Annotated in this window: 19 protein-coding genes and 2 tRNA genes; 13 read left to right on the top strand and 8 right to left on the bottom strand. The window is 69.6% G+C overall.

What is annotated here, in order from left to right; translation table 11 throughout:
* The first annotated feature begins 74 nt into the window (after window positions 1-74).
* Window positions 75-1,034, top strand: a complete 960-nt coding sequence (locus KDB89_RS04800) for a DUF4349 domain-containing protein (protein WP_219083721.1) — start codon at window positions 75-77, stop codon at window positions 1,032-1,034.
* Between the two features lie 63 nt (window positions 1,035-1,097).
* Entirely contained in the window at window positions 1,098-1,937 is an 840-nt protein-coding gene (locus KDB89_RS04805; protein WP_255556406.1) for a low temperature requirement protein A, read from the top strand.
* A 5-nt stretch (window positions 1,938-1,942) separates the two neighbouring features.
* Here the strand turns inward: KDB89_RS04805 and KDB89_RS04810 are convergent, their stop codons facing one another.
* Window positions 1,943-2,965 carry a zinc-dependent alcohol dehydrogenase family protein gene (locus KDB89_RS04810; protein WP_219083723.1) on the bottom strand — a complete coding sequence of 341 codons (1,023 nt, stop codon included), beginning with the start codon at window positions 2,963-2,965 and terminating at the stop codon, window positions 1,943-1,945.
* A gap of 48 nt (window positions 2,966-3,013) precedes the next feature.
* The gene (locus tag KDB89_RS04815; RefSeq protein WP_219083724.1) at window positions 3,014-3,490 is read right to left on the bottom strand and encodes a cyclophilin-like fold protein; all 477 of its coding nucleotides are present in this window, start codon (window positions 3,488-3,490) and stop codon (window positions 3,014-3,016) included.
* Between the two features lie 102 nt (window positions 3,491-3,592).
* Here KDB89_RS04815 and KDB89_RS04820 point away from each other — a divergent pair, with 102 nt between their 5' ends.
* A complete protein-coding gene (locus KDB89_RS04820) occupies window positions 3,593-4,489 on the top strand; it encodes a helix-turn-helix transcriptional regulator (RefSeq protein ID WP_255556216.1) in 897 nt (298 codons plus the stop codon).
* A gap of 83 nt (window positions 4,490-4,572) precedes the next feature.
* Here the strand turns inward: KDB89_RS04820 and KDB89_RS04825 are convergent, their stop codons facing one another.
* The 4 genes from KDB89_RS04825 to KDB89_RS04840 form a co-directional block, all read right to left on the bottom strand.
* On the bottom strand, window positions 4,573-5,052 hold the full coding sequence (locus tag KDB89_RS04825; RefSeq protein WP_219083726.1) for a GNAT family N-acetyltransferase: 480 nt from the start codon (window positions 5,050-5,052) through the stop codon (window positions 4,573-4,575).
* Between the two features lie 89 nt (window positions 5,053-5,141).
* Window positions 5,142-5,217, bottom strand: a tRNA-Pro gene (locus KDB89_RS04830).
* Between the two features lie 58 nt (window positions 5,218-5,275).
* Window positions 5,276-5,968 (bottom strand): MFS transporter, encoded by a 693-nt coding sequence (locus KDB89_RS04835; RefSeq protein ID WP_369408094.1) that lies wholly within the window; start codon window positions 5,966-5,968, stop codon window positions 5,276-5,278.
* Complete coding sequence (locus tag KDB89_RS04840; protein WP_219083728.1) at window positions 5,854-6,543, bottom strand: MFS transporter; 690 nt, start codon at window positions 6,541-6,543, stop codon at window positions 5,854-5,856. Before KDB89_RS04840 ends, KDB89_RS04835 begins: the two co-directional genes overlap by 115 nt.
* A 68-nt stretch (window positions 6,544-6,611) precedes the next feature.
* On the opposite strand from KDB89_RS04840, the gene KDB89_RS04845 reads away from it, so the two are divergent.
* A complete protein-coding gene (locus KDB89_RS04845; protein ID WP_219083729.1) occupies window positions 6,612-7,214 on the top strand; it encodes a TetR/AcrR family transcriptional regulator in 603 nt (200 codons plus the stop codon).
* A 62-nt stretch (window positions 7,215-7,276) separates the two neighbouring features.
* On the opposite strand, the gene KDB89_RS04850 is transcribed toward KDB89_RS04845, so the two are convergent.
* A tRNA-Gly gene (locus KDB89_RS04850) sits at window positions 7,277-7,347 on the bottom strand.
* A 197-nt stretch (window positions 7,348-7,544) separates the two neighbouring features.
* Between KDB89_RS04850 and KDB89_RS04855 the strand changes: the two genes are divergently transcribed.
* The 7 genes from KDB89_RS04855 (at window position 7,545) to KDB89_RS04885 (ending at window position 17,910) form a co-directional block, all read left to right on the top strand.
* On the top strand, window positions 7,545-8,573 hold the full coding sequence (locus KDB89_RS04855; RefSeq protein WP_219083730.1) for a LacI family DNA-binding transcriptional regulator: 1,029 nt from the start codon (window positions 7,545-7,547) through the stop codon (window positions 8,571-8,573).
* Between the two features lie 73 nt (window positions 8,574-8,646).
* Window positions 8,647-9,972, top strand: a complete 1,326-nt coding sequence (locus KDB89_RS04860; RefSeq protein WP_255556217.1) for an ABC transporter substrate-binding protein — start codon at window positions 8,647-8,649, stop codon at window positions 9,970-9,972.
* A 76-nt stretch (window positions 9,973-10,048) separates the two neighbouring features.
* Complete coding sequence (locus KDB89_RS04865) at window positions 10,049-10,966, top strand: carbohydrate ABC transporter permease (RefSeq protein ID WP_219083731.1); 918 nt, start codon at window positions 10,049-10,051, stop codon at window positions 10,964-10,966.
* Window positions 10,967-10,971: 5 nt separating this feature from the next.
* Window positions 10,972-11,799 carry a carbohydrate ABC transporter permease gene (locus tag KDB89_RS04870; protein ID WP_219084202.1) on the top strand — a complete coding sequence of 276 codons (828 nt, stop codon included), beginning with the start codon at window positions 10,972-10,974 and terminating at the stop codon, window positions 11,797-11,799.
* Between the two features lie 16 nt (window positions 11,800-11,815).
* Window positions 11,816-14,605 carry an alpha-L-rhamnosidase gene (locus tag KDB89_RS04875; protein ID WP_219083732.1) on the top strand — a complete coding sequence of 930 codons (2,790 nt, stop codon included), beginning with the start codon at window positions 11,816-11,818 and terminating at the stop codon, window positions 14,603-14,605.
* Window positions 14,592-16,994, top strand: coding sequence for a glycoside hydrolase family 3 C-terminal domain-containing protein (locus KDB89_RS04880; RefSeq protein ID WP_219083733.1), 2,403 nt, complete (start codon window positions 14,592-14,594; stop codon window positions 16,992-16,994). The genes KDB89_RS04875 and KDB89_RS04880 overlap by 14 nt, the downstream gene beginning before the upstream one ends.
* 4 nt (window positions 16,995-16,998) lie before the next feature.
* On the top strand, window positions 16,999-17,910 hold the full coding sequence (locus KDB89_RS04885; protein WP_219083734.1) for an EamA family transporter: 912 nt from the start codon (window positions 16,999-17,001) through the stop codon (window positions 17,908-17,910).
* On the opposite strand, the gene KDB89_RS04890 is transcribed toward KDB89_RS04885, so the two are convergent.
* Window positions 17,903-18,802: a patatin-like phospholipase family protein gene (locus KDB89_RS04890; protein WP_255556218.1), complete on the bottom strand. Its 900-nt coding sequence runs from the start codon at window positions 18,800-18,802 to the stop codon at window positions 17,903-17,905. The genes KDB89_RS04885 and KDB89_RS04890 overlap by 8 nt on opposite strands.
* A gap of 112 nt (window positions 18,803-18,914) precedes the next feature.
* On the opposite strand from KDB89_RS04890, the gene tig reads away from it, so the two are divergent.
* Both tig and KDB89_RS04900 read left to right on the top strand, forming a co-directional pair.
* A complete protein-coding gene (gene tig, locus KDB89_RS04895; protein WP_219083735.1) occupies window positions 18,915-20,309 on the top strand; it encodes a trigger factor in 1,395 nt (464 codons plus the stop codon).
* Window positions 20,310-20,427: 118 nt separating this feature from the next.
* A complete protein-coding gene (locus tag KDB89_RS04900; protein ID WP_219083736.1) occupies window positions 20,428-21,588 on the top strand; it encodes an AI-2E family transporter in 1,161 nt (386 codons plus the stop codon).
* Window positions 21,589-21,674: the final 86 nt, after the last annotated feature.

The following is a 21,674-nucleotide window of genomic DNA, read 5'->3' on the forward strand; positions in this document are numbered from 1 at the left end:
CCAGGGGCAACATTGTGGGTAGGCTGTGAGGAACCCAGCCAGGCAGCCTGGTGCCGACCCGAGGAGTCGCGATGATGCGTTCACTACCGATACGGAGAGCGTTGGCGGCCGTGCTGGCCGTCCTCGGTTACCTTGCCCTCGTGGCCTGCTCCGGCTCCGGCTCCGGCGCCGGGTCGGGGTCAGACTCGGCAGCGGTCGAGCCGGCCCGCGACGGTGCGCTCAACATGCCGGCTGACGACACGGACGACTCGGGGGGCGAGGAGTCCGGTGCGATGATCATCCGGACCAAGACGATGAGGCTGGAGGTCTCGAGCACCGCCGACGCCGTCGACCGGGTCCGTGAGATCACGCGCAGCCATGAGGGCACCGTCTCCAGCATGCAGGTGGCATCCGGCGACGAGTGGATCTATCACTACGACGAGACAGGCGCCATCGTCGGCGACGGCACAGCGGTGCGAGGCTGGGTGACGGTGCGGGTGCCGACGGACTCCTACGAGGACTTCGTGGCCGAGGTCGGTGAGCTGGGCACCATCAGATACCAGAGCGAGTCCACCGACGACGTCACCCAGGACCACGTCGACATGTCAGCGCGGCTGGCGAACCTCAAGGCCCAGGAGACGCGGCTACGCGAGTTCTTCGACGCCGCCAAGGACGTCGATGACATGCTCGCGATCGAGGAGGAGCTCGGCAGGGTCCGCGGCGAGATCGAGTCTCTCGACGCCCAGATCACCTATCTCGAGCGCCAGGCGGCCATGGCGACCGTCTCCGTCGAGCTGGTGGAGCCCGACGACATCGTCACCCCGGCGGGGGAGTCGTGGGGGTTCGCCGATGCGATCACCTCTGGCATCCGCGGCGCGGCAGCGGTGCTGACCGGGGCACTCACGGTGATCATCGCCAGCGCACCGGTCTGGCTGGCCGGACTCGCGGTGCTCCTCGTCGTCCGAGCCGTTCGCCGGCGACGACGCGCGGCCCCGCCCGCGCCAGAGGTGCCGGAGGAAGAATCGCCGGAGGATGAGCCGCCCCACTCCTCATAGTGGACTCCCTCCGCCCGAAAGCCGAGCGTGGTCGGGGCGACAGGACTCGAACCTTACGTGCTGATGCGCCTGGTCACCGTCGCGCTGTGGCTCCGGGCCGCCGCGCACGATCCCGACCACCGGACCACCTGCCTCACCTACGCGGCCGGGGTCGGCATCGTGCAGGTCGGGTGGGTCGTCGTCATCTTCGTGAACCCGCCCATCTGGGTGGCGCTGCTCCTCATGGTGGGTCTGGTCGTGTGCGAGCTGCTGGTGCCGTGGATCGCGGAGGGGAGGGCGAGGACCCCGTGGCACGCGCACCACATCGCAGAACGGTACTCACTGCTGGTGATCATCACGCTCGGTGAGGTGATCGTCGGGACGGTCACGGCCGTCTCCGCCGCGGTCGAGGAACACGGCTGGAGCCTGCAGGCGGTCGCGGTCGCAGCCGCGGGTACCCTGCTGGCCTTCGGGATGTGGTGGGCCTACTTCATCGTGCCTTGGGCCCGGATCCTGCACCGGCACCGCGACCGGGCCTTCGCGTTCGGGTACCTCCACATCCCGCTGTTCGGCGCCATCGCCGCCGTCGGCGCGGGGCTGCACGTCGCGGCGCTGAGGATCTCGGGCGAGGCGCACGTCGACGACACCTTCGCGCTGCTCACGGTCGCCCTCCCGACCGTCGTCTTCGTCGTGATGCTGGCGGTGCTCTACGACGCGCTCGTGCGCCGCGTCGACGGCCTGCATCTGCTGATGTTCCTCGGTGCCGTGGTTGTGGTGGGGGTCGCCGTCGTCGTGTCGCTGTCGGGGGCCGGGCTCGGCGTCACTCTGCTGATCACGTCGCTCGCCCCGCTCGTGGTGGTCGTCGGCTACGAGGCCGGCGGTCACCGCAAGGCCGCGGCCGACCTGGTACGCCTGGACGCCTGACCTGGTCACGGCATGAGTAGCGCCTTGACGGCCTTCCGCTCGTCCATCGCCCGATAGGCCTCGGCGGCATGGCTGAGCGGGAGGCGGAGGTCGAACACCAAGCCTGGGTTGATCTGGCGGGTGTAGATCCGCTGAATGAGATCCGGGAGATATGCCCGGACTGGTGCCGGGCCGCCGTGGAGGTGGATGTGGCTGAAGAACATCTCGAGGCCGTCGAAGGTGACGCTGTGTGGGACGCCGACGAAGCCGAGGTGACCACCCCGTCGGGTTGACCGCACGGCCTGCCGCATTGCCTCTGCGGTTCCGACGCATTCCAGCACTGAATGTGCGCCGTACCCGCCGGTGAGCTCCAGGATCCTTGCGGCGCCGTCCTCACCCCGATCTGCCACGATGTCGGTCGCGCCGAACTCGATGGCAAGCTGCTGTCGATCCGTGTGGCGACTCATCGCAATGATGCGTTCGGCCCCGAGATGCTTCGCCGCGAGGACTCCGAGCAGCCCCACTGCTCCGTCCCCGACCACGGCTACGGTCTTACCAGGGCCAGCGGCGCCGGCGACAGCGGCGAACCACCCGGTGCCGAGTACGTCTGAAGCCGCAAGAAGCGATGGGATCAGGTCCTCGTCAGGGGCGCCGGGCGTGGCGACCAGGGTGCCGTCGGCGAGGGGAACCCGCAGCAGCTCGGCCTGGGCGCCGCCGGGACACGCCGGCTCACGATGAACGCAGCCCGAATGGTAGCCCTCTTGGCAGATTTCGCACGTACCGTCGGAGGCGAAGAACGACCCGACCACGAAGTCGCCAGGTCTGATCGAGGTGACGGCAGCGCCGACGGCCTCCACCACCCCGCAGTACTCGTGGCCCATGGGAACCGGCCAGGCGGCTGATTCGACGCCCCTGTAGGGCCACAGGTCCGACCCGCACACGCTCGTCGCCGCGAGCCTGACCACGGCGTCAGTCGGTGATTCGATGCGGGGATCCGCCCGCTTCTCTACGCGCACGTCCCCGGGGCCGTACATGACCACACCTTGCATGTTGAATTCTCCTTCTCTTCTCCCCGGCCCGTCCCGACCGGAAGTTCCTCACCCAGCCAGTCGGATGGTGACCGGGCCACTCGCGGTGGCGACGGCATGCAGGCCGTCGGTCACCACACCGAGCCGCACCACGCCCGGCGGGGCGACGCTGGCGCCGTGATCGTCGTAGAACACTGCGAGGGAGCCCGAGTCAGGGGCATACGCGATCTCCCCGAGCGTGAACTGGGTTGACCGGACCAGGCCGTTGACCGATGGGGCCGACGGCAGCGGGCCGACAAGGGCGAGGCCGAAGCTGTCACCCACATCGATAGTCAGCGGCAGGCTGGCGGCAAACGCACGTCCTGCGGGTGTGTCATCGATGACCGCGGCCGCGCCGCTGCTGCCCCGCTCCAGTTCCGCCGCTGTGCCTGTCATGCTCACTGCCGTCGGCCGGTCGACGGACTGCGCGGGCATCGGAGCACTGCACGCCGGCAGTGCAAGCAGACAGTTGGTGGCGAGAGTGATCCACGCGGCGGTCCTGTTCATGCGCACCATGTCACCGTGCGGGACGGGAACAAGGAAGTCTCTGGCATGGGGTGTACCGGCAGAGCATCCCACCGGCACCCCGGTCACCGTAGATTGGTGAGGGTGGACGACAACAGAGCAGAGGTGCGGGACTTCCTCACCACCCGTCGCGCGCGGATCACCCCCGAGCAGGCTGGCCTGCACCCCCACGGCAGCCGTCGGGTGCCGGGTCTGCGGCGTGGTGAGGTCGCAGACCTCGCCGGGGTCAGCGTGGAGTATTACGCCAAACTAGAACGCGGTGACCTCGCAGGAGTCTCGGCAGCAGTGCTCGAGGCCCTCGCCTCAGCGCTCCAACTCGAGGACGCCGAACGCGAACACCTTTTCGATCTCGCCCGGGCCGCCGTCGGGTCCAGCCTGCTCAACAGCCGTCCCCGGCGTCGCACGACACGCACGTGGCAGCCCTCCCAGGCTCTGCAGTGGACCCTGGATGCGATCCGCGATGCTCCTGCGGCCGTCGGTAACCAGCGCGGCGACCTGCTCGCGACCAACCACCTAGGCCGCGCCCTCTACTCCGACCTCTACGCCGATCCGACCGGGCGGCCGAACTTCTCCCGGTTCACCTTCCTCAACCCCGCAGCCCGCCGGTTCTATCCAGACTGGGACTACTTCGCGGACATCTCCGTCGCCATGCTCCACATCGAGGCGGGACGCAATCCTCGCGACCCAGAACTCCATGAGCTCGTCGGGGAGCTCTCCACCCGCAGTGAGGAGTTCCGCGACCGCTGGAGCGCCCACAATGTGCGCATCCACACCGCAGGAACCAAGCACTACCGTCACCCGGTCGTCGGCGACCTGCAACTGGTCTACCAGACCCTTGACCTTGCTGGTGAACCCGGCATCGCCATGACGGTCTACACGACGGAGCCCGGCAGCCCCAGCCACCACGCACTTCAGTTGCTCGCCAGTTGGGCCGCATCCACACATGTGACCGTAGACCCGGGGGTGCAGGCGCCCCACTAGCCCCGGGGCACTGTGAACGGGGATGCCACCCTGCGTCGCCTCCCGCTGCGGAGACGCAGCGCGTGACGCTTGGACGTGTAACGTCAAGCTCGCCGGAAGGGATCTGGCGCCGAGATCCGCCAGGCGCGCGTGGGTCGTCCGAACGCGTTGCTGGTCTTGTCGTCTGGAACGAAGCCGCTCCTGCGATGGAGTCGCGCAGCGGCCATGCGGTCATCCTCGAAGTCGTTGACAATGACTGTGGCGTCTGTGTCCCTCCGGACTCGGTCGAGCAGAAGGCTCATGAAGTGTGACCCGAGGCCGGCGCCGCGACGGCGGGGAATCACGTTGACGCCGATGTGCGCTTCGCCATCGCCGTCGACCTCGTAGTGGACGTGGCCGACGAACTCGTCGGTCTCGTCGTCCAGGACGTAGAAGTAGCCCTGCTCGGCTGCGGGTCTGGCGAGCTTCTGCTCGAACGCAGGCCAGTCCTCCTCCGGCCAGTCGAGACAGCCGGAGGCCGGGTCATAGCCTGCGTAGCGAACGCTCCAGCCAGCGTTGTAGGACATCATCTCCGGATCGAGCATCCAGCACCTCCGGATCGCGAACTCGTGCCGCGACGGAACATGGAGACTCAGCACCTCCACACACTAGCCGTGTTGCCCGGTGGTACCGATGGTCGGGGCGACAGGACTCGAACCTGCGGTCTCCTGCTCCCAAAGCAGGCGCGCTAGCCACTACGCTACGCCCCGTTGACTACGGGTTACGTCCCGTTGTGCCAGTCCGGCAATCGCTCGGACGCCTCGTAGCTTACACGGACTGGACCTGAGCCCGCTCATTGAGTGCGGCTCCTCCGGGGAACGGCGCGCGGCTGAGGACGGCGACGGCGGCCACCATCAGCGCGCAGCCGAGCGCATACGGAGCGGCGTGGCCGAGTTGGCTGTACAGCAGTCCGGCGAGCAGCGGTGCGACGATCCCGATGCCGGAGCTGAGCGACTGCGTCGTGCCGGCCAGCCAGCCCTGTTCGTCGTCGCCGACCGAGTTTGCGAGCACGCCGTCCATCGTGGCGGTGGCCGCCCCCTGCCCCGCGGCCAGAGCGAGCGTGCCGACCACGAACAGCCACGGCTGGGCCAGGATCGAGGCGACTAGCGCGAGCGCGAGGAGCCCCACTGCCTGAGTGACCACCCCGCTGATGATGACGCCGCGCTCGCCGAGGCGCGGCAGGAGGAAGCCGAGGAGTGCCCCCTGGATGACGATGTCGACGACGCCGACGGCAGTGGTCACCAGCCCGATGAGGGTGGCGTTCCAGCTGATGGCGTCGAGGGCGAGCACGCTGAAGTTGTTGACGAAGAACCCGAACGGGATGCCCACCAGGATCAGGGCGGTCATCAGGCGGCGCAGTTCGACGCGGCCGAAGGCCTCGCGGAAGACGTGGAACGGGTGGAGGGCGGTGAGCCGGAGGGTCGCCGTGCGGTTCTCGCGGGCGAGGCTCTCGGGGAGCAGGACACGCTCAGCAGGGCGATGGTCGCGGCGATGGCGGCGGTGACGAAGACGGGAAGTGCGATGCTGATCGTCGCGAGGAGTCCGCCGACGGCCGGGCCGATCATCGTCCCGACACCCGACAGCGCGCCGAGAATCCCGAAGCGGCGGGCGCGCTGTTCCGGGGGCGTGATGTCGGCGAGATAGGCGAACAGGGCTGGCAGGTCTCCGGCGGTGAGGCCCTGGATGATCCGGCCGAGCAGGAGGACCCAGATGGAGCCGCCGATGCCGAACAGCAGGTAGCCCATCGCCGCGCCGAAGCCGGCGACGACGATGACAGGGCGTCGTCCGAACCTGTCGGAGACCCGCCCGAGCAGGGGTGCGACGAGGAACGCGCACAGAGCGTTGACCGTCTCCAGAACCCCGACCCAGACGGCCAGGTGCGACTGGTCGGGGACGTAGCGGAGGACGACGAAGGGGAGGATCGGCAGCACGACGGTCATGCCCGCGGTGGTGAGCATCGTGATGACGATGAGCATGATCCACGCACGACGGTCGGCGCGCCTTCCGTCCCGACCCTGCTGATTGAGTGAAGTCATACCGAAACTGTAGCGATACCAGTTTCAAAGTCAAACCACTTTCGAACCGGGTTGGCTAAGGTGGGGGCATGAAGGTGACTCCGACCCCCGGCCGACGCGAGCGGAAGAAGGCTGCGACCCGCAAGGCGATCTCCGACGCGGCGACGTTGATGTTCGTCGAGCGCGGCTTCGATGATGTGAGCATCCGCGAGATCGCGGAACGGGCGGACGTGTCGCCGACGACGGTCTTCGCGCACTTCCCGCAGAAGGAGGCCCTGATCTTCGATGAGGACGACGAGCAGCGGGCCCGCCTGGTCGACGCGGTGCGGGGGAGAGCGGCCGACATCAGCATCCCCGGCGCGATCCGGAGGTACTACCTGCGGGAGCTTCTGGAGTTGGAGCACGACGTCGACGGGGAGAACCGCCGCCGGTTCATGGAACTCGTCGACTCCACGCCCGCGCTGCGGGACTACGCGTCGCGGATGTGGTTGCGTCACGAGGATGCGCTGGCGGAGGTGATAGCCGACGAGGTCGGCCTGCCGGAACCTGATGAGGGCGTCCGGGCCTTCTCGCGCTTCGTCCTCCAGGTGCAGCTGCTGGCCACCGAGCGTGCGGGCGCCGAGGCGATGATCGAGGCTGGGTTCCGGATCCTCGATGCGGGCTGGGAGGCCCTGGGGTACGGGGAGTCGTGAGGGCTGGTTGAACGCAATCTGCCCTGGTCAATCAGCTGTTGACCAGGGCAGATGCACCTTCGAGCGGATGACGGGAATCGAACCCGCGTGGTCAGTTTGGAAGACTGGGGCTCTACCATTGAGCTACATCCGCAGAACCGTCGGTCAGTCTAGCAGCGATGCTCCTGGCCGCGCACTTTCGTCCCTCCGGAGCCTTCTTGCCGGCGCCGCGGCGACGCCCCGCTTCGGCGTTATTGAATCGTTATAAGCGGGCTCTTGCCACTGCTTCGTAGAACCATCTACGCTCCTTCGTAGATGGTTCTACACACTCAACGTTGAGGGAGGCCAGGCATGAGCTCATCACGCAGCACCGTCACGATCGACGATGTCGCCCGCGCCGCCGGCGTCTCCCGTGCGGCGGTGTCCAAGGTGATCCGGAACGCGTACGGCGTCAGCGACGCGATGCGCGTCAAGGTCCAGGCGGCCATCACCGAGCTCGACTACCGACCCAGCGTCGCCGCCCGGGCGATGCGGGGGACGAGCTACACGCTCGGCATCGAGCTGCCCAACATCACGAACCTGTTCTTCTTCGATGTCACGTCCCACATGACGACGGCGCTGACAGGGACGCCCTACGAGCTGATCCTCGCCCCGGTCGGGAAGCGCGGCGCGGCCCACCACGAGGCCATCCAGCGGCTCGCCGACCGACACGTCGCGGGGCTGGTCGCCTTCTCGCCCCTGGTCTCTCAGGACTGGCTGGAGGACTTCGCCTCTCGCACGCCGCTGGTCATGATCGGCCGGCACGACGCCGCGCTCAACTACGACACGGTTGTCAACGACGACGCGCTCGGTGCGCGGCTCGTCGTCGAGCACCTCGTCGCGCTCGGTCACCGCAACATCGCGCACCTGACCATTCCCCGGGAGGATCAGGGCTACCTGCCACAGGCTCCGCACGCCGTCCGCGCGCAGGGGTTCCTCGACGCCATGGCCGCAGCCGGCCTCGGCGATCAGGCCCGGGTGGTGCACGCGCGGCAGGATGTCGAGGCCGTGCGCGCGGCGACCTGGGCGCTCCTCGACAGCGACAACCCTCCGACCGCCATCTTCGCCGGCCATGACGAACTCGCACTGTTCGTGCTGCAGGCGGCTGCCGAGCGTGGCCTCAACTCGACGGACCTGTCCGTCGTGGGCTACGACGATGCGGACATCAGCTCGCATCCCCTGATTTCCCTGACCACCGTCAACCAGTCCGCCGCGAAGTTCGGCGAGCGGGTTGCCCGACTGCTGCTCGAGCGCATCGAGGGCCGCCGCGACGCGGTCCACGAAGTGATCGTGCCGAAACTTGAGGGCCGCGGCTCCACCACGGCCCCCAAGCACCGCTGAATCACCAGCATCCCTTCCACAGAAACACGGCGACCACGAAGCGGTGGCGCCATTATCCCAAAGGAATCCGAAAGTGTCCCATCACCCCATTCGGCGGGCTGCGGTCATCGCAGCGGCGTCCATCTCAGCGCTCGCGCTCGGCGCCTGCTCCGCGGGCTCCCTGGTCAATCCCACCGAGTCCTCCTCGGAGGGCAAGACCACCCTCACGATCCTCATGGACAGCTCGACCCAGACCACGACCCAGGGCCAGGCCCTCGCCGACGGGTTCAACGCTTCGCAGGATGAGATCGAGGTCAAGATCGAGACCCGTCCCGAGGGCACCGACGGCGACAACGTCGTCAAGACCCGCCTGGCCACCGGCGAGATGACCGATCTCTTCCAGTACAACTCGGGCTCCCTGATGCAGGCGCTCGACCCGGCCACGAACATGGTCTCCCTGACCGACCAGGACTTCGTCGCGAACCTCGACGAGTCCTTCGTCACGTCGGTCACGGCGGACGAGCAGGTCTACGGCGTCCCGTTCGGTCAGCTGATGGCCGGCGGCATCTACTACAACAAGAAGGTCTACGCGGACCTCGGCCTCAGCGTCCCGAAGACGTGGGACGAGTTCATGGCCAACAACGCCAAGATCGAGGAGGCGGGCATCGACCCCGTCATCCAGACCTACGGCGACACCTGGACCTCGCAGCTGTTCGTGCTGGCCGACTTCCACAACGTGCTCTCGGAACAGCCCGACTGGGCCGAGAAGTACACCGCGAACCAGGCGAAGTACGTCGACGAGCCCGCCATCAAGGGCTTCGAGCGCCTCCAGGAGGTCTACGACGCCGGCTACCTGAACAAGGACTTCGCCTCCGCGAAGCTCACCCAGGGCCTGCAGCAGCTGGTCGACGGCACGGGCGCCCAGTACCCGAGCCTAACCTTCACCATCACCTCCTACCTCGAGCTGGCCGACGACGCCGCGGAGAACATCGGCTTCTTCGCCCAGCCCGGCGACGACGCCGCCACCAACGGACTCACCTCGTGGAGCCCGGCGGCGCTGTACATCCCGAGCACCACGACGGGTGACAAGCTCGACGCGGCCAAGAAGTTCCTCGCCTGGGTCGCGACCCCCGAGGCCTGCGACGCGCAGACCGCGGCCATGGACCCGACCGGCCCCTACGCCGTCAAGGGCTGCACGCTGCCCGACGGCCTCCCCGCCGCCGTGACCGACATGCAGGCCTACTACGACAACGGCAACGTGAGCCCGGCTCTCGAGTTCCTGTCCGCGGTCAAGGGCCCGAACCTGGAGAAGATCACCGTCGAGGTCGGCTCCGGCATCACGACGGCCGCCGACGGCGCCGCCCGCTACGACGAGGACGTCAAGAAGCAGGCCCAGCAGCTGGGCCTCGAAGGCTGGTGATGTGACCGAGGGGGGCCGCCGCACCGCGGCCCCCCTCGGCCCTCCCTCCTCCCACCTCCGCAGAGAGTTGTCCCCTATGCATTCCGAAGCAACCGCGCGCCCGAAAACAGCCGCGCCGAGGGCAGTGGCCCGCCACGTCGAGCGCTCCTACCCGCTGTGGTTCTACATTCCCGGCGGCCTGGTCTACGTCGTCCTCTTCATCGTCCCGACGCTCCTGTCGTTCTACTTCGCGTTCACCCGCTGGACGCTGTTCGACTCGACCTTCGTCGGCTTCGACAACTTCATCCAGTTCTTCGCCGAGCCGGGACTCATCGGTTCCCTGAAGAACACGCTGGTCTACGGCGTGGTCACCTCGGCGTCCAAGGTCGTCCTCGGCATGCTGCTGGCGGTCCTCCTGTCCGGCCCGATCATCGCGCGGGGCTACCTGCGCTCCGTGACCTTCTTTCCCGTGCTCGTCAGCGCGGTCGGCGTCGGCCTCACCTTCCAGGTCCTGCTTGACCCGTTCAACGGCGTCGTCAACCAGGTCTGGACCGCCATCACAGGGGCGGACGGCCCCGGCTGGCTGACCAACCCCGACCTCGCGCTCCTCTCGGTCGCCGCCATCGACGTCTGGAAGGGCGTCGGCCTGGCGACGCTGATCTACATCGCGGGTATCGCCGCCATCCCGAACGAGTATTTCGAGGCCGCCCGCGTCGACGGTGCGGGCGCGTGGCAGCAGTTCCGCAGCATCATCCTGCCGCTGTCCTTCCCGGCGACCTCCACCGTCATCCTGCTGTCGCTGATCGGGGGGCTCCGGTCCTTCGACCTCATCTGGTCCACGACGCAGGGCGGCCCCGGCTTCAGCTCCGACGTCATCGCCTCGGTGATCTACAAGCAGTACCAGGCCGGCTTCTACGGGCTCAGCACCGCGGGCAACGTCATCCTTTTCCTCGTCGTCACGGCGATCGTCTACCCGCTGTCCCGCTGGCTCAACTCGAAGGAGACCTCGCTGTGAACACCATGCGCAAGTCCGCCCGCTGGGGCATCGGCATCGGCGGCATCCTCTTCACCACGGTGTTCTTCCTCGTGCCGTTCGCGTTCATCTTCACGATGTCCGCCAAGACCGGACCCGAGGCGGCACGGCTGCAGTTCAGCTGGCCGACCGAGTTCGTCCTGTGGGAGAACATCGTCGCCGTCTTCCAGGCCCGCAACTACATGCTCATCGTGGCCTTCATCAACTCGTTCACGCTGACGGTGTTCTCCGTCGCGCTCATGGTCGTGTTCGGCGCCATGGTCGCCTACGTCCTCGACCGCCGGAAGAGCAGGCTGAACGGCCTCATCAACGCCGCCATCCTCGCCGGCCTCATCGTGCCGCCCGCCGTCGTGCCCACCATCTGGGTCATGCAGTCGCTCGGCATCTTCAAGACGCTGTTCGGGCTCATCCTGATCGAGGTCGCCTTCGGGCTGTCGTTCACCATCCTGGTGATGCGCGCGTTCATCGCGACCATCCCGAGGGAGATCGACGAGGCGGCCATCGTCGACGGCGCCGGCCCGCTCAGGCTGTTCTTCCGGGTGATCCTTCCGCTGCTCAAGCCGACGATCGTCACCATCGTGGTCGTGCAGTCGATCTTCGTCTTCAACGACTTCCAGAACCCTCTCTACTTCCTCCCCGGGGACGCGAACGCCACCGTGCAGCTGACGCTGTTCAACTTCCAGAGCCAGTTCGTCACGTCCTACAACCTCCTGTTCACCAACATCCTCGTCATCACCATCCCGATGCTCGTGATGTACCTCATCTTCCAGCGCCAGATCGTCTCCGGCATGACCGCCGGCGCCGTCAAGGGCTGAGCCCGGAAAGACACCCATGCCACACATCGAAGTCGCCTCCCCCCGCCTCGAACACGGCCCCGCCGTCGCCGCGAACCCGACGCCGCGCATCTCCTGGGTCACGACCACGGCCCCCGACGGCTGGCGCCAGCTGGCCGCCGAGGTCTCGTTCGCCACCGGCGACCGCACCGTGACCGTCACCCTGGACGGCCCCGACCAGGTGCTGGTCGCCTGGCCCTTCGCGCCCCTGGCGCCCCGGCAGCGCGGCGAGCTGAGGGTCCGGGTCCGGGGAGAGGAGGGCTGGTCGCCGTGGACCGCGCCCGCCCCCGTCTGGGCGACGTTCCTGGGCGACGACGAGTGGCAGGCGTCGTTCATCTCGCTGCCCGACCCGGTCAGGCAGGCGCAGCCAGCGCAACTGCGTCGGGGCTTCACCGTCCGGGACGGCCTGACCAACGCCACCTGGTACGCCACCGCGCACGGCGCCTACCAGGCGCGCGTCAACGGGGCAGTGGTGGATGACCAGATCCTCAAGCCCGGCTGGACGCCATACCAGTTCCGCCTCGTCCACGAGACGACCGACGTCACCAGCCTGCTCCAGGCGGGGGAGAACTCCCTCGACATCTCCCTGACCGGCGGCTGGTACTGCGAGGAGTTCGGGTTCCAGGGGCAGTCGGCGCCGTTCTACGGCGACCAGCCGAGCGTCGCCGGGCAGCTGAGGCTCGAATACGCGGACGGCAGCACGGAGTGGATCGTCACCGACGGGTCGTGGCAGGCCAGCGGATCGGGCCCGCTCGTTTCCGCAGGCCTCTACGTCGGGGAGACCTACGACGCGCGCCGCACGGCCACCGACTGGGGGCCCGCGGACGTCCGGGACGCCGGCGTGACGCCCGGCCCGCGGACGTCGCCCGCCGTGCGGGTCACCGGGACCGTCCCGGTGCAGGAGGTCATCACCTCGCCCGCTGGTCGGACCATCCTCGACTTCGGCCAGAACCTCGTCGGCCGGCTGCGGATCACCGTCCGCGGCGCCGCCGGCGACACGGTGACGCTCCGTCATGCGGAGGTCCTGGAGGACGGAGAGCTCGGCGTCAGGCCGCTGCGCCGCGCCACCTCGACCGACCGCTACACGCTGGCCGGCGGCGGGGAGGAGAGCTACGCGCCGACGTTCACGTTCCACGGCTTCCGCTATGCGGAGGTCAACGGCTGGCCCGGCGAGTTCGACCCGGCCGACATCGTGGCGGAGGTCGTCGGCTCCGACCTGCGCCGCACCGGCTGGTTCGAGTGCTCCGACTCCCGGGTCAACAGACTGCACGAGAACGTGGTCTGGGGGATGCGCAGCAACTTCCTCTACCTGCCCACCGACTGCCCGCAGCGCGACGAGCGCCTCGGCTGGACCGGCGACATCCAGGTGTTCGCCCCCACCGCCAGCTTCCTCTTCGACTGCGACGCGTTCCTGGCCTCCTGGCTGGAGGACCTCGCGCTCGAGCAGCGAGCCGCGGGCGGCGTGCCGTTCATCGTGCCCGACGTGCTGGGCTCGGGCACCGTCCCGGCCGCGGCCTGGGGTGACGCCGCGACCGTGGTGCCGAGCGTCCTGCACGAGCGGTTCGCGGACCGTGGCGTCGTGGAGCGGCAGTACCCGTCCATGCAGGCCTGGGTCGAGCAGCTGCTGGCCATCGCGGGGGAGCGGCGCCTGTGGGAGGGCGGCTTCCAGTTCGGCGACTGGGTGGACCCCGACGCCCCGCCGGAGGACCCGGCCAAGGCCAAGGCCGACCCCGACCTGGTGGCCAGCGGCTATCTCTACCGCTCGACGACGCTGCTGGCCAGGGCCGCGGCGCTTCTGGGGAAGGACGCCGACGCCGCCCACTACGCGGCGGTCGCCGAGGAGGTGCGCGCGGCCTGGCAGCGGGAGTACGTGACGCCGGCCGGCCGGCTGCTCTCGGACGCGCAGACCGCCTACGCACTCGCCATCGAGTTCGGGCTCGTCGACGGGGAGCTCCGCGCCCAGATGGGGGACCGCCTTGCCGACCTCGTCCGCCGCGACGGCTACCACATCGGCACCGGCTTCGTCGGCACACCGATCATCGCCGACGCGCTGAGCGGCACGGGCCACATCGCGCAGGCCGGCCGCATGCTCCTGCAGACCGAGTGCCCCTCGTGGCTCTACTCCGTGGAGATGGGCGCGACCACCATCTGGGAGCGCTGGGACTCGATGCTGCCGGACGGCTCCATCAACCCCGGCGAGATGACGTCGTTCAACCACTATGCGCTGGGCTCCATCGCCGACTGGCTGCAGCGCGTCGTCGGCGGGCTCGCGCCCGCGGAGCCCGGCTACCGTCGGGTGCGCCTCCAGCCGACCCCCGTGCCGGGCCTCGACTCGGCGTCGTCCACGTTCGACGGCCCGTACGGCCTCGTCAGCGTCGCGTGGCGGCGCGAGGGCGACGACCTGCTGGTGACCGCCCAGGTGCCGCCCAACACGACCGCGGACGTCGTGCTGCCGGGCCGGGACCCGTTCGAGGTCGCCTCTGGCAGCCACGAGTGGCGCGTCGCCTGGCCGCTCGACGAGACGGTGCCGGCAGCGGTCGACATCGACACCTCGCTCGCCGAGATCCAGGACGATCCGGAGGCCTACGCGGCCGTGATCGGGGCCTTCGAGGGCATCGATCCCGTCGTGGCCGAGGACTTCCGGCTGCGCACCCGGTGGCAGGGCAACCAGTCGCTGCGCTCCGCGTTCGCGCTCATCTCGCCCACCGTGGCAGGCGCCGTGGCCGACGAGCTGGTGCGTCTGAACGAGCGTCGCGGCCTCGCGGAGGTCGTCGATGCACACGCCTGACCCGCGCATCGAGACGCTGCTGAAGGACCTGTCGCGCGCCGACCTGGAGGCGATCGCGCTCGGCGACTTCGCGCCGCTGGAGGCGCGCGGGCTGCCCGCGCCGGACTACGTCGACTCGGGCACGGGGCTGCGCGGCGTCGACGGCGCCACCGCCTTCCCCTGCGGCACCGCCCTCGCGGCGTCCTTCGACGCCGACCTGGCGGAGCGGTACGGCCAGGCCGTGGGCGTCGAGGCGCGCCGCGCCGGGTTCCCCGTCGTCCTCGGGCCGACGGTGGACCTCGCCCGCGACCCCGTCGGCGGCCGCGTCGGTGAGGCCTTCGGCGAGGACCCGTTCCTGTCGGGCCTCATCGGCGCGGCCCACGTCGTCGGGCTCCAGTCCGCGCACATCGTCGCTCAGGTCAAGCACTATGTCGCGTACAACGGCGAGGCGCGCCGCACGGGCTTCGGGCGGGAGCCGGAGCGCGGCGACTCCATGGACGTGATCGTCGATGACGCGACGCTCCACGACGTCTACCTCAGGCCCTTCGAGGCCGCGGTGCGGGCCGGCGCGCTGTCCATGATGGGCTCCTACAACCGCGTCGGGGGCGCCTACGTGTGTGAGGACGCCGACCTGCTCGACATCCCGCGCCGGCTGTGGGGCTGGGAAGGGTTCTACTGCCCCGACTTCATCTTCGCCGTCCGCGACCCGGCCAGGGCGCTGGCGGCCGGCCTCGACCTCGGGGCCCTCGGCGGCGCGGGTGGGCGCACGGCCGACCTCGTGGCCGAGGCCCCGGAGGAGACGCTGCGTGACCTCACGAGACACCTCCTGCACGCGCTCATCGCCTCCGGCCTGGTCGACGACCCGCTGCCCGAGCCCGGCCCGCCCTCGTCGGCGGACCACCTCGCGCTGGCCCGCGAGGTGGCCGTCGCGGGCAGCGTGCTGCTCCGCAACGACGGCGTCCTGCCGCTCGGCCCGACGCTCCGCCGGGTCGCGCTTATCGGCCCCGCAGCTGGCGACGCCCTGTACGTCGGCGGGGGAGCTGCCTCCGTGACCCTGACTACGGAGCGGGTCGTCGCCCCGGTCGACGCGCTGACGGCGCGCCTCGACGCGGAGGTGGTCACCGCCCAGGGATCGCTCGGCGACGCTGCGCTGCCCGTCGTCCCCGCCTCCGCGTGGCAGCTGCCCGACGGCTCCGGCCCCGGCGTCCTCGTCGAGTTCGCCGACGGCGACACCGTCGAGGACGAGGTCCTGGAACGCATCGACCACCAGCTGCCGCCGGGCGCGACGCGGTGGCCCCGCCGCTGGCGGGCCCGGCTCCTCCCGTCCGTGGACGGCGAGCACCGGATCAGCCTCGCCTTCGGCGGTCACGCCCGGCTGCGGGTCGGGGACGAGGTCGTCATCGACGCCTGCCGCGAGGCCGAGCGCTTCATCCATGGACCCCTCTACCCAGCGCAGGCTGTCGTGCGGCTGACGGCGGGGGTTCCGGTCGATGTCGAGATCGACTACGACAACGGCCCCGCCATCGAGATCCCGCCCATGGGCATCACGCCGACCCTGCGCCTCGGCTGGCAGCCGCCCGACGGCCTGATCGACGAGGCCGTCGCGCTCGCGGCGGGCTCGGACGTGGCCGTCGTCGTCGTGAACGCCGCCGCGGGCGAGGGCATGGACCGCGACGGCCTCGCGCTGCCCGGGGACCAGGACCGGCTCGTCGCGCGCGTCGCGGCCGCCAACCCGCGCACGGTCGTCGTGGTGAACGCGCCCGGCGCCGTCCTCATGCCCTGGGCGGACGACGTGGCCGCCATCGTCCAGGTCTGGTACCCCGGCGAGCAGTTCGGCCCCGCCCTTGCCGACATCCTCTCGGGCGACAGGGAGCCCGGGGGGCGCCTGCCCCTGACCATCCCGCGCACTCGGGACCAGCTGCCGGGCGCCCGGCCGACCGGCGAGGGGGTGCCGACGGTCCTCGACTACCGGCGCGACGGGGGCATCGGCTACCGGTCGCCTGCAGTGCTGGCCGAGGGGGCCGCCTTCCCGTTCGGCTTCGGGCTCGGCTACTCGCGCACGGAGGCCACGGCCTCGGCCCGGGCCGACGGCGACTCGCTCACCGTCACGGTGACCGCGACCAACCTGGGAGACCGGCCGACGTGCCACGTGACGCAGGTCTACGTCTCGGCGGAGGGATCGGGTCCGCGCGAGCTCGCGGGCATCGTGCGGATCCCGCTTGGCCCAGGTGCCACCGCGGCCGGCAGCGTGACCATCGATCCGCCGCTCCGCTGGGACGCCGCGGCCGGCCGGAGGCTGCCCCTGGCGGGCGCCCACACCGTCGCCGTGGCGCAGCACAGCGCTGACCCGGGCACGGTGTTCACATTTGACGGCCGTCGAAGGGAGCCTTCCGCGGCGCCCGTACACTGAGCGCATGACAACGCGATCGCACCCGGGCGCCACCCTGGGTGTGCTCGCGCTGCTTGTCACGTCGATCCTGTGGGGCACGACCGGCACCGCGGCGACGTTCTCGACCGCTGGGCCGCTCGCGACCGGCGCCGCTGCGCTCGGCATCGGGGGCCTGCTGCAGGCCGCCGTCGCGGTGCCGCAGCTACGCACTGAGCGCCGGGCATTAGTGCGGCGCTGGCGGCTGCTGGCGCTGGGCGGCGTCTCGGTGGCCGTCTACCCGCTCGCCTTCTACTCCGCGATGCACCTGGCCGGGGTCGCCGTCGGCTGCGCCGTCGCCCTGGCGTCGGCGCCGCTGTTCGCCGGGCTGCTCGAGGTCGTCGTGGACCGGGCGCGACTCACCCGCTGGTGGGGCCTGGCGGCGGCACTGGGCGTCGTCGGCAGCGCGCTGCTGAGCCTCGCCGAGCTGGGCGAGTCGAGGCAGGCTGCCCTCGAGACGGCGCTCGGCGTCGGCCTCGGGCTCCTCGCGGGCCTCACCTATGCCACGTACTCGTGGGTCGCGCGCACGCTGATGCGTGACGGCGTGACCCGCTCCGCCTCGATGGGCGCGGTGTTCGGAGTCGGCGGGCTGCTGCTGATGCCCGTGCTCGCGGCGACCGGGGCGCCGCTGCTCGCCAGCGGCCAGAACCTCGCGGTCGCGGCCTACATGGCGCTCGTGCCCATGTTCCTCGGCTACGTCCTGTTCGGCTTCGGCCTGACCCGCGTGCAGGCCAGCACCGCCACGACGGTGACGCTCGCCGAGCCGGCGGTCGCCGCCCTGCTGGCCGTGTGGATCGTGGGTGAGCGGCTCCCGCTCATGGGCTGGGTCGGCCTCGCGCTGATCGGCGCGGTCCTCGTCATCCTGGCCGCCGCCCCGACCAACCGGCGCGACCTCAGCTGAGCCCCAGGAACTCCCGGATCGCCGGGGCCTCGCGCCGGCCCTGGGCCAGCGCGGCGTCGTAGACCGAGGCGAGGCGGGCGACGTTGCGCTCCGAGTTCTCGATGGGCATCGCGTCGGGGAACACGAGGTAGGCGCGCCCCTGCCGCTCCAGCTCCAGCAGCCGCTCCATCGTGGCGTTGTAGTTCCCCGGCCGCGCGAGCAGCGCCCGCGCCACGGCCGGGTAGCGGCGGAACAGCGCCCGGAACGTCCGCGGCGTCCGTACGGCGCCCTTCCGGTAGCCGCGCACCCGGGTGAGCACAACGAGGAACTTCGAGAAGCCGTCGTCCTCGGCCGCGTCGAGCGCGATGCCGCCCGTCGGGCCGAGCGCGCCGTCGACGAAGTCCACCCCGTCGACCGTGGTGATGGGCATCAGCAGCGGCATGGTCGACGACGCGCGCACGCGCTTCATGAGAGCCCCGACCGGTTGGAGGTCCTCGTTGCCCCAGTAGACCATCTCGCCGTCGGAGCAGCGGAAGCCGCCGACGCGCAGCTGGGCGGGGTTGGCCGTGAATGTCGCATAGTCGAGCGGCAGCGGCTCGTCCGGCCCGGAGGTCTGCTCGTAGATCCACTCGGAGTGGAACATGCCCTTGCCGCGCACCCAGGTCCGCAGGTCGCCGAAGCGGGGGTCCGCCGCGATGTCGACGAATGACCGGCGCCCGCGCTCCGCGTCGCGCGAGGCGTAGTTGACCAGGCAGCTCGAGCCTGCCGAGATCCCGCCGACCCAGCCGCAGAACACCTCGGCCTCCAGCAGTGCGGTCAGGATGCCGGTCGAGAAGCTGCCCCGCATGCCCCCTCCCTCGAAGATCAGGGCCGTGTCGGGGGCGGTGGGGATCAGGTCGGTCGCGGTGGGCACATCGTGCATCCTACGGGCCCCGCCGCTGGCGACGATGAGGGCCAATTGGTGGAGGTGGCGCGAGCCGATAGACTGGCGGGCGGTAATCATTCACACTCCCAGGAGTCCATTCGTGCCTAGCACTGTTGAGAAGCTGAGCCCGACGCGGGTCAAGCTCACCGTCGAGATCCCGTTCACCGATCTCAAGCCCCACCTTGACAAGGCCTACAAGGGGATCGCCGACCAGGTCACCATCCCCGGCTTCCGCAAGGGCAAGGTCCCCGCAGCCGTCATCGATCAGCGGTTCGGCCGTGGCGCGGTGCTCCAGGAGGCCATCAACGAGGCCATCCCGTCGGCGTACAACGCGGCCATCGAAGAGGCCGAGGTCACCCCGATGGCCCAGCCCGAGGTCGAGGTCACCAAGCTGGAGGACAACGACCTGGTCGAGTTCACCGCCGAGGTGGACGTCCGCCCCGAGGTCACTCTCCCCGACTTCGCCGAGGTCACCACCTCCGTCGAGAACGCCGCCGATGTCGAGGAGCTCGTGGGCGAGCGCATCGAGATCCTGCGCCAGCGCTTCGCGACGACCACCGAGGTCGAGCGCGCCGCCGCCGAGGGCGACGTCGTCAACATCGACCTTGTCGCGTCGCAGGACGGCACCGAGCTTCCCGAGGCCACCGCCGAGGGCGTGAGCTTCAAGATCGGTCAGGACACCAACATGCTCGAGGGCCTCGACGAGGCCGTCACCGGGCTGAAGGCCGGCGAGACCGCCACCTTCACCTCCACCCTCATGGGTGGCCAGTTCCGCGGCCAGGAGGCCGACATCACCGTGACCGTCAAGACCGTCTCGGAGCAGGAGCTCCCGGCCGTCGACGACGAGTTCGCCCAGCTCATCTCCGAGTACGACACGGTCGAGGAGATGAAGGAGGACCTGCGCAAGGGTGCCGAGCAGCAGGTGAAGGCCGACCAGCTGGCCGACGCCCGCGACAAGGTCCTCGAGGCCGTCCTCGAGAAGATCGACTTCGAGCTGCCCGAGGGTGTCCTCACCCGCGAGCAGGAGGCCCGCCGCACCGAGGTCGAGCGCCAGCTCGCCGCCGGCGGCATGACCGTCGAGCAGTACCTCGAGAACGCCGAGGACGAGGACGCCGAGGACGAGGAGGCCTTCTGGGCCACCATCAACGAGCGCTCCGAGCAGGCCCTCAAGGCGCGGGTCGTCCTCGACGTGTTCGCCGACGAGAACAAGATCGACGTCTCGCAGCAGGAGCTGACCGAGCTGATCTTCCGCAAGGCGCAGCAGAACAACAGCTCCCCGCAGGACGAGATCAACCACATGATGGAGCATGGCCACATGCCCGAGTGGATGCAGGAGATCCGTCGGGGCAAGGCGCTGGCCGCCATCGTCGCCGCCGCGACCATCACGGACGCCGACGGCAACGTCATCGAGACCGAGGCACCCGAGGCCGAGGCTGTCGAGGAGGAGGCCGAGGAGGCCCCCGTCGTCGAGGTCGTCGAGTCCGAGGACAAGTGACCCAGCGGCACTGACCAGCTGAACGGATCGCCGTCGTCCCACCGGGGCGGCGGCGATCCGCATTTCCTGCCCGTGGCGTCCCCATGGCTAGACTGCGAACCCGAGAGAGGGAGCCCGCATGTCTGACAAGCCCACCGACGAGGCCGTCGAGGCGCCGCAGGACGTCGACCTGGACGAGGGGGACGTGGTCGACACGATCGACCACACCGAAGCGGTCGCGGTGCGTCCGTCGATCCCTGCGCTCGTGACGGCGGTCATCGTCGTCGCGGCCATCGCGTTGACGCTCGGCCTGCTGCAGGACCTGAGCAGCATCATCGCCCCGATCTTCCTGACGCTGAACCTGCTGATCGCCGCCTTCCCCATCTACACCTGGCTCGTGGCGAAGCGCTGCCCCCGGCTCGTCGCATCCCTGGTCACGGGACTCGCGGTGTTCGTCGTGCTCATCCTCGGGCTGGCGGCCATCGTCTGGTCCGTGACGAAGATGGTCCAGACCCTGTCGGGCTACACCGACCAGTTCGTCGCCATGTACGAGCAGTCCATCGCCTGGCTCGGGCAGTTCGGTTTCGACGAGTCGTCGCTGCTCAACTCCCTGAAGTCCATCTCGCCGTCGAGCGTCCTCGACTTCGCCGGAGGTCTGGTCTCCGGCACGTCGGCCGCCAGCGCCATGATCGTGGTGATCATCGTCATGATCGTGTTCATGGTGATGGACCTTCCGTCCGTCGGCGAGCGGCTCCGCGTGACGCAGCATCTGCACCCCCGGTTCACCAACTCGATCACCGCCTTCGTGACCGGCATCCGCCGATACTGGCTCGTGACCACGGTCTTCGGCCTGATCGTCGCTCTGCTCGACGGCGTCGTGCTCCTCATCCTCGGCGTCTCCCTGCCGCTGGTCTGGATCGTGCTGGCCTTCATCACCAACTACATCCCGAACGTCGGCTTCGTCATCGGCCTTGTGCCTCCCGCGCTGCTCGCGCTCTTCGAGAAGGGGCCCGTCACAGCCCTGATCGTCGTCATCGCGTACTGCGTCCTGAACTTCCTCATCCAGTCGCTGATCCAGCCGAAGTTCACCGGCGACGCCGTCGGCATCACCCCGACCGTCTCCTTCATCTCGCTGCTGCTGTGGGCATGGGTCTTCGGCGCGCTGGGCGCCCTGATCGCGCTGCCGGCGACGCTGGCCGTCAAGGCGCTGCTGATCGACTCCGATCCGCGGCTGCGCTGGGTCAACGCGTTCATCAGCAACGAGCCGGAGGCCATCGCGCCGAAGCCCTCCGAGGGTTGACGGCTCACGCCTGCGGCGAACTTCGAGGCACAACCTTGGGTCCCTTGCAGATGCCGGTAGGTTAGGGGTGTGAATAAGCCCCGAAT

The organism is Tessaracoccus palaemonis (assembly GCF_019316905.1).
Lineage (GTDB): Bacteria > Actinomycetota > Actinomycetes > Propionibacteriales > Propionibacteriaceae > Arachnia > Arachnia palaemonis.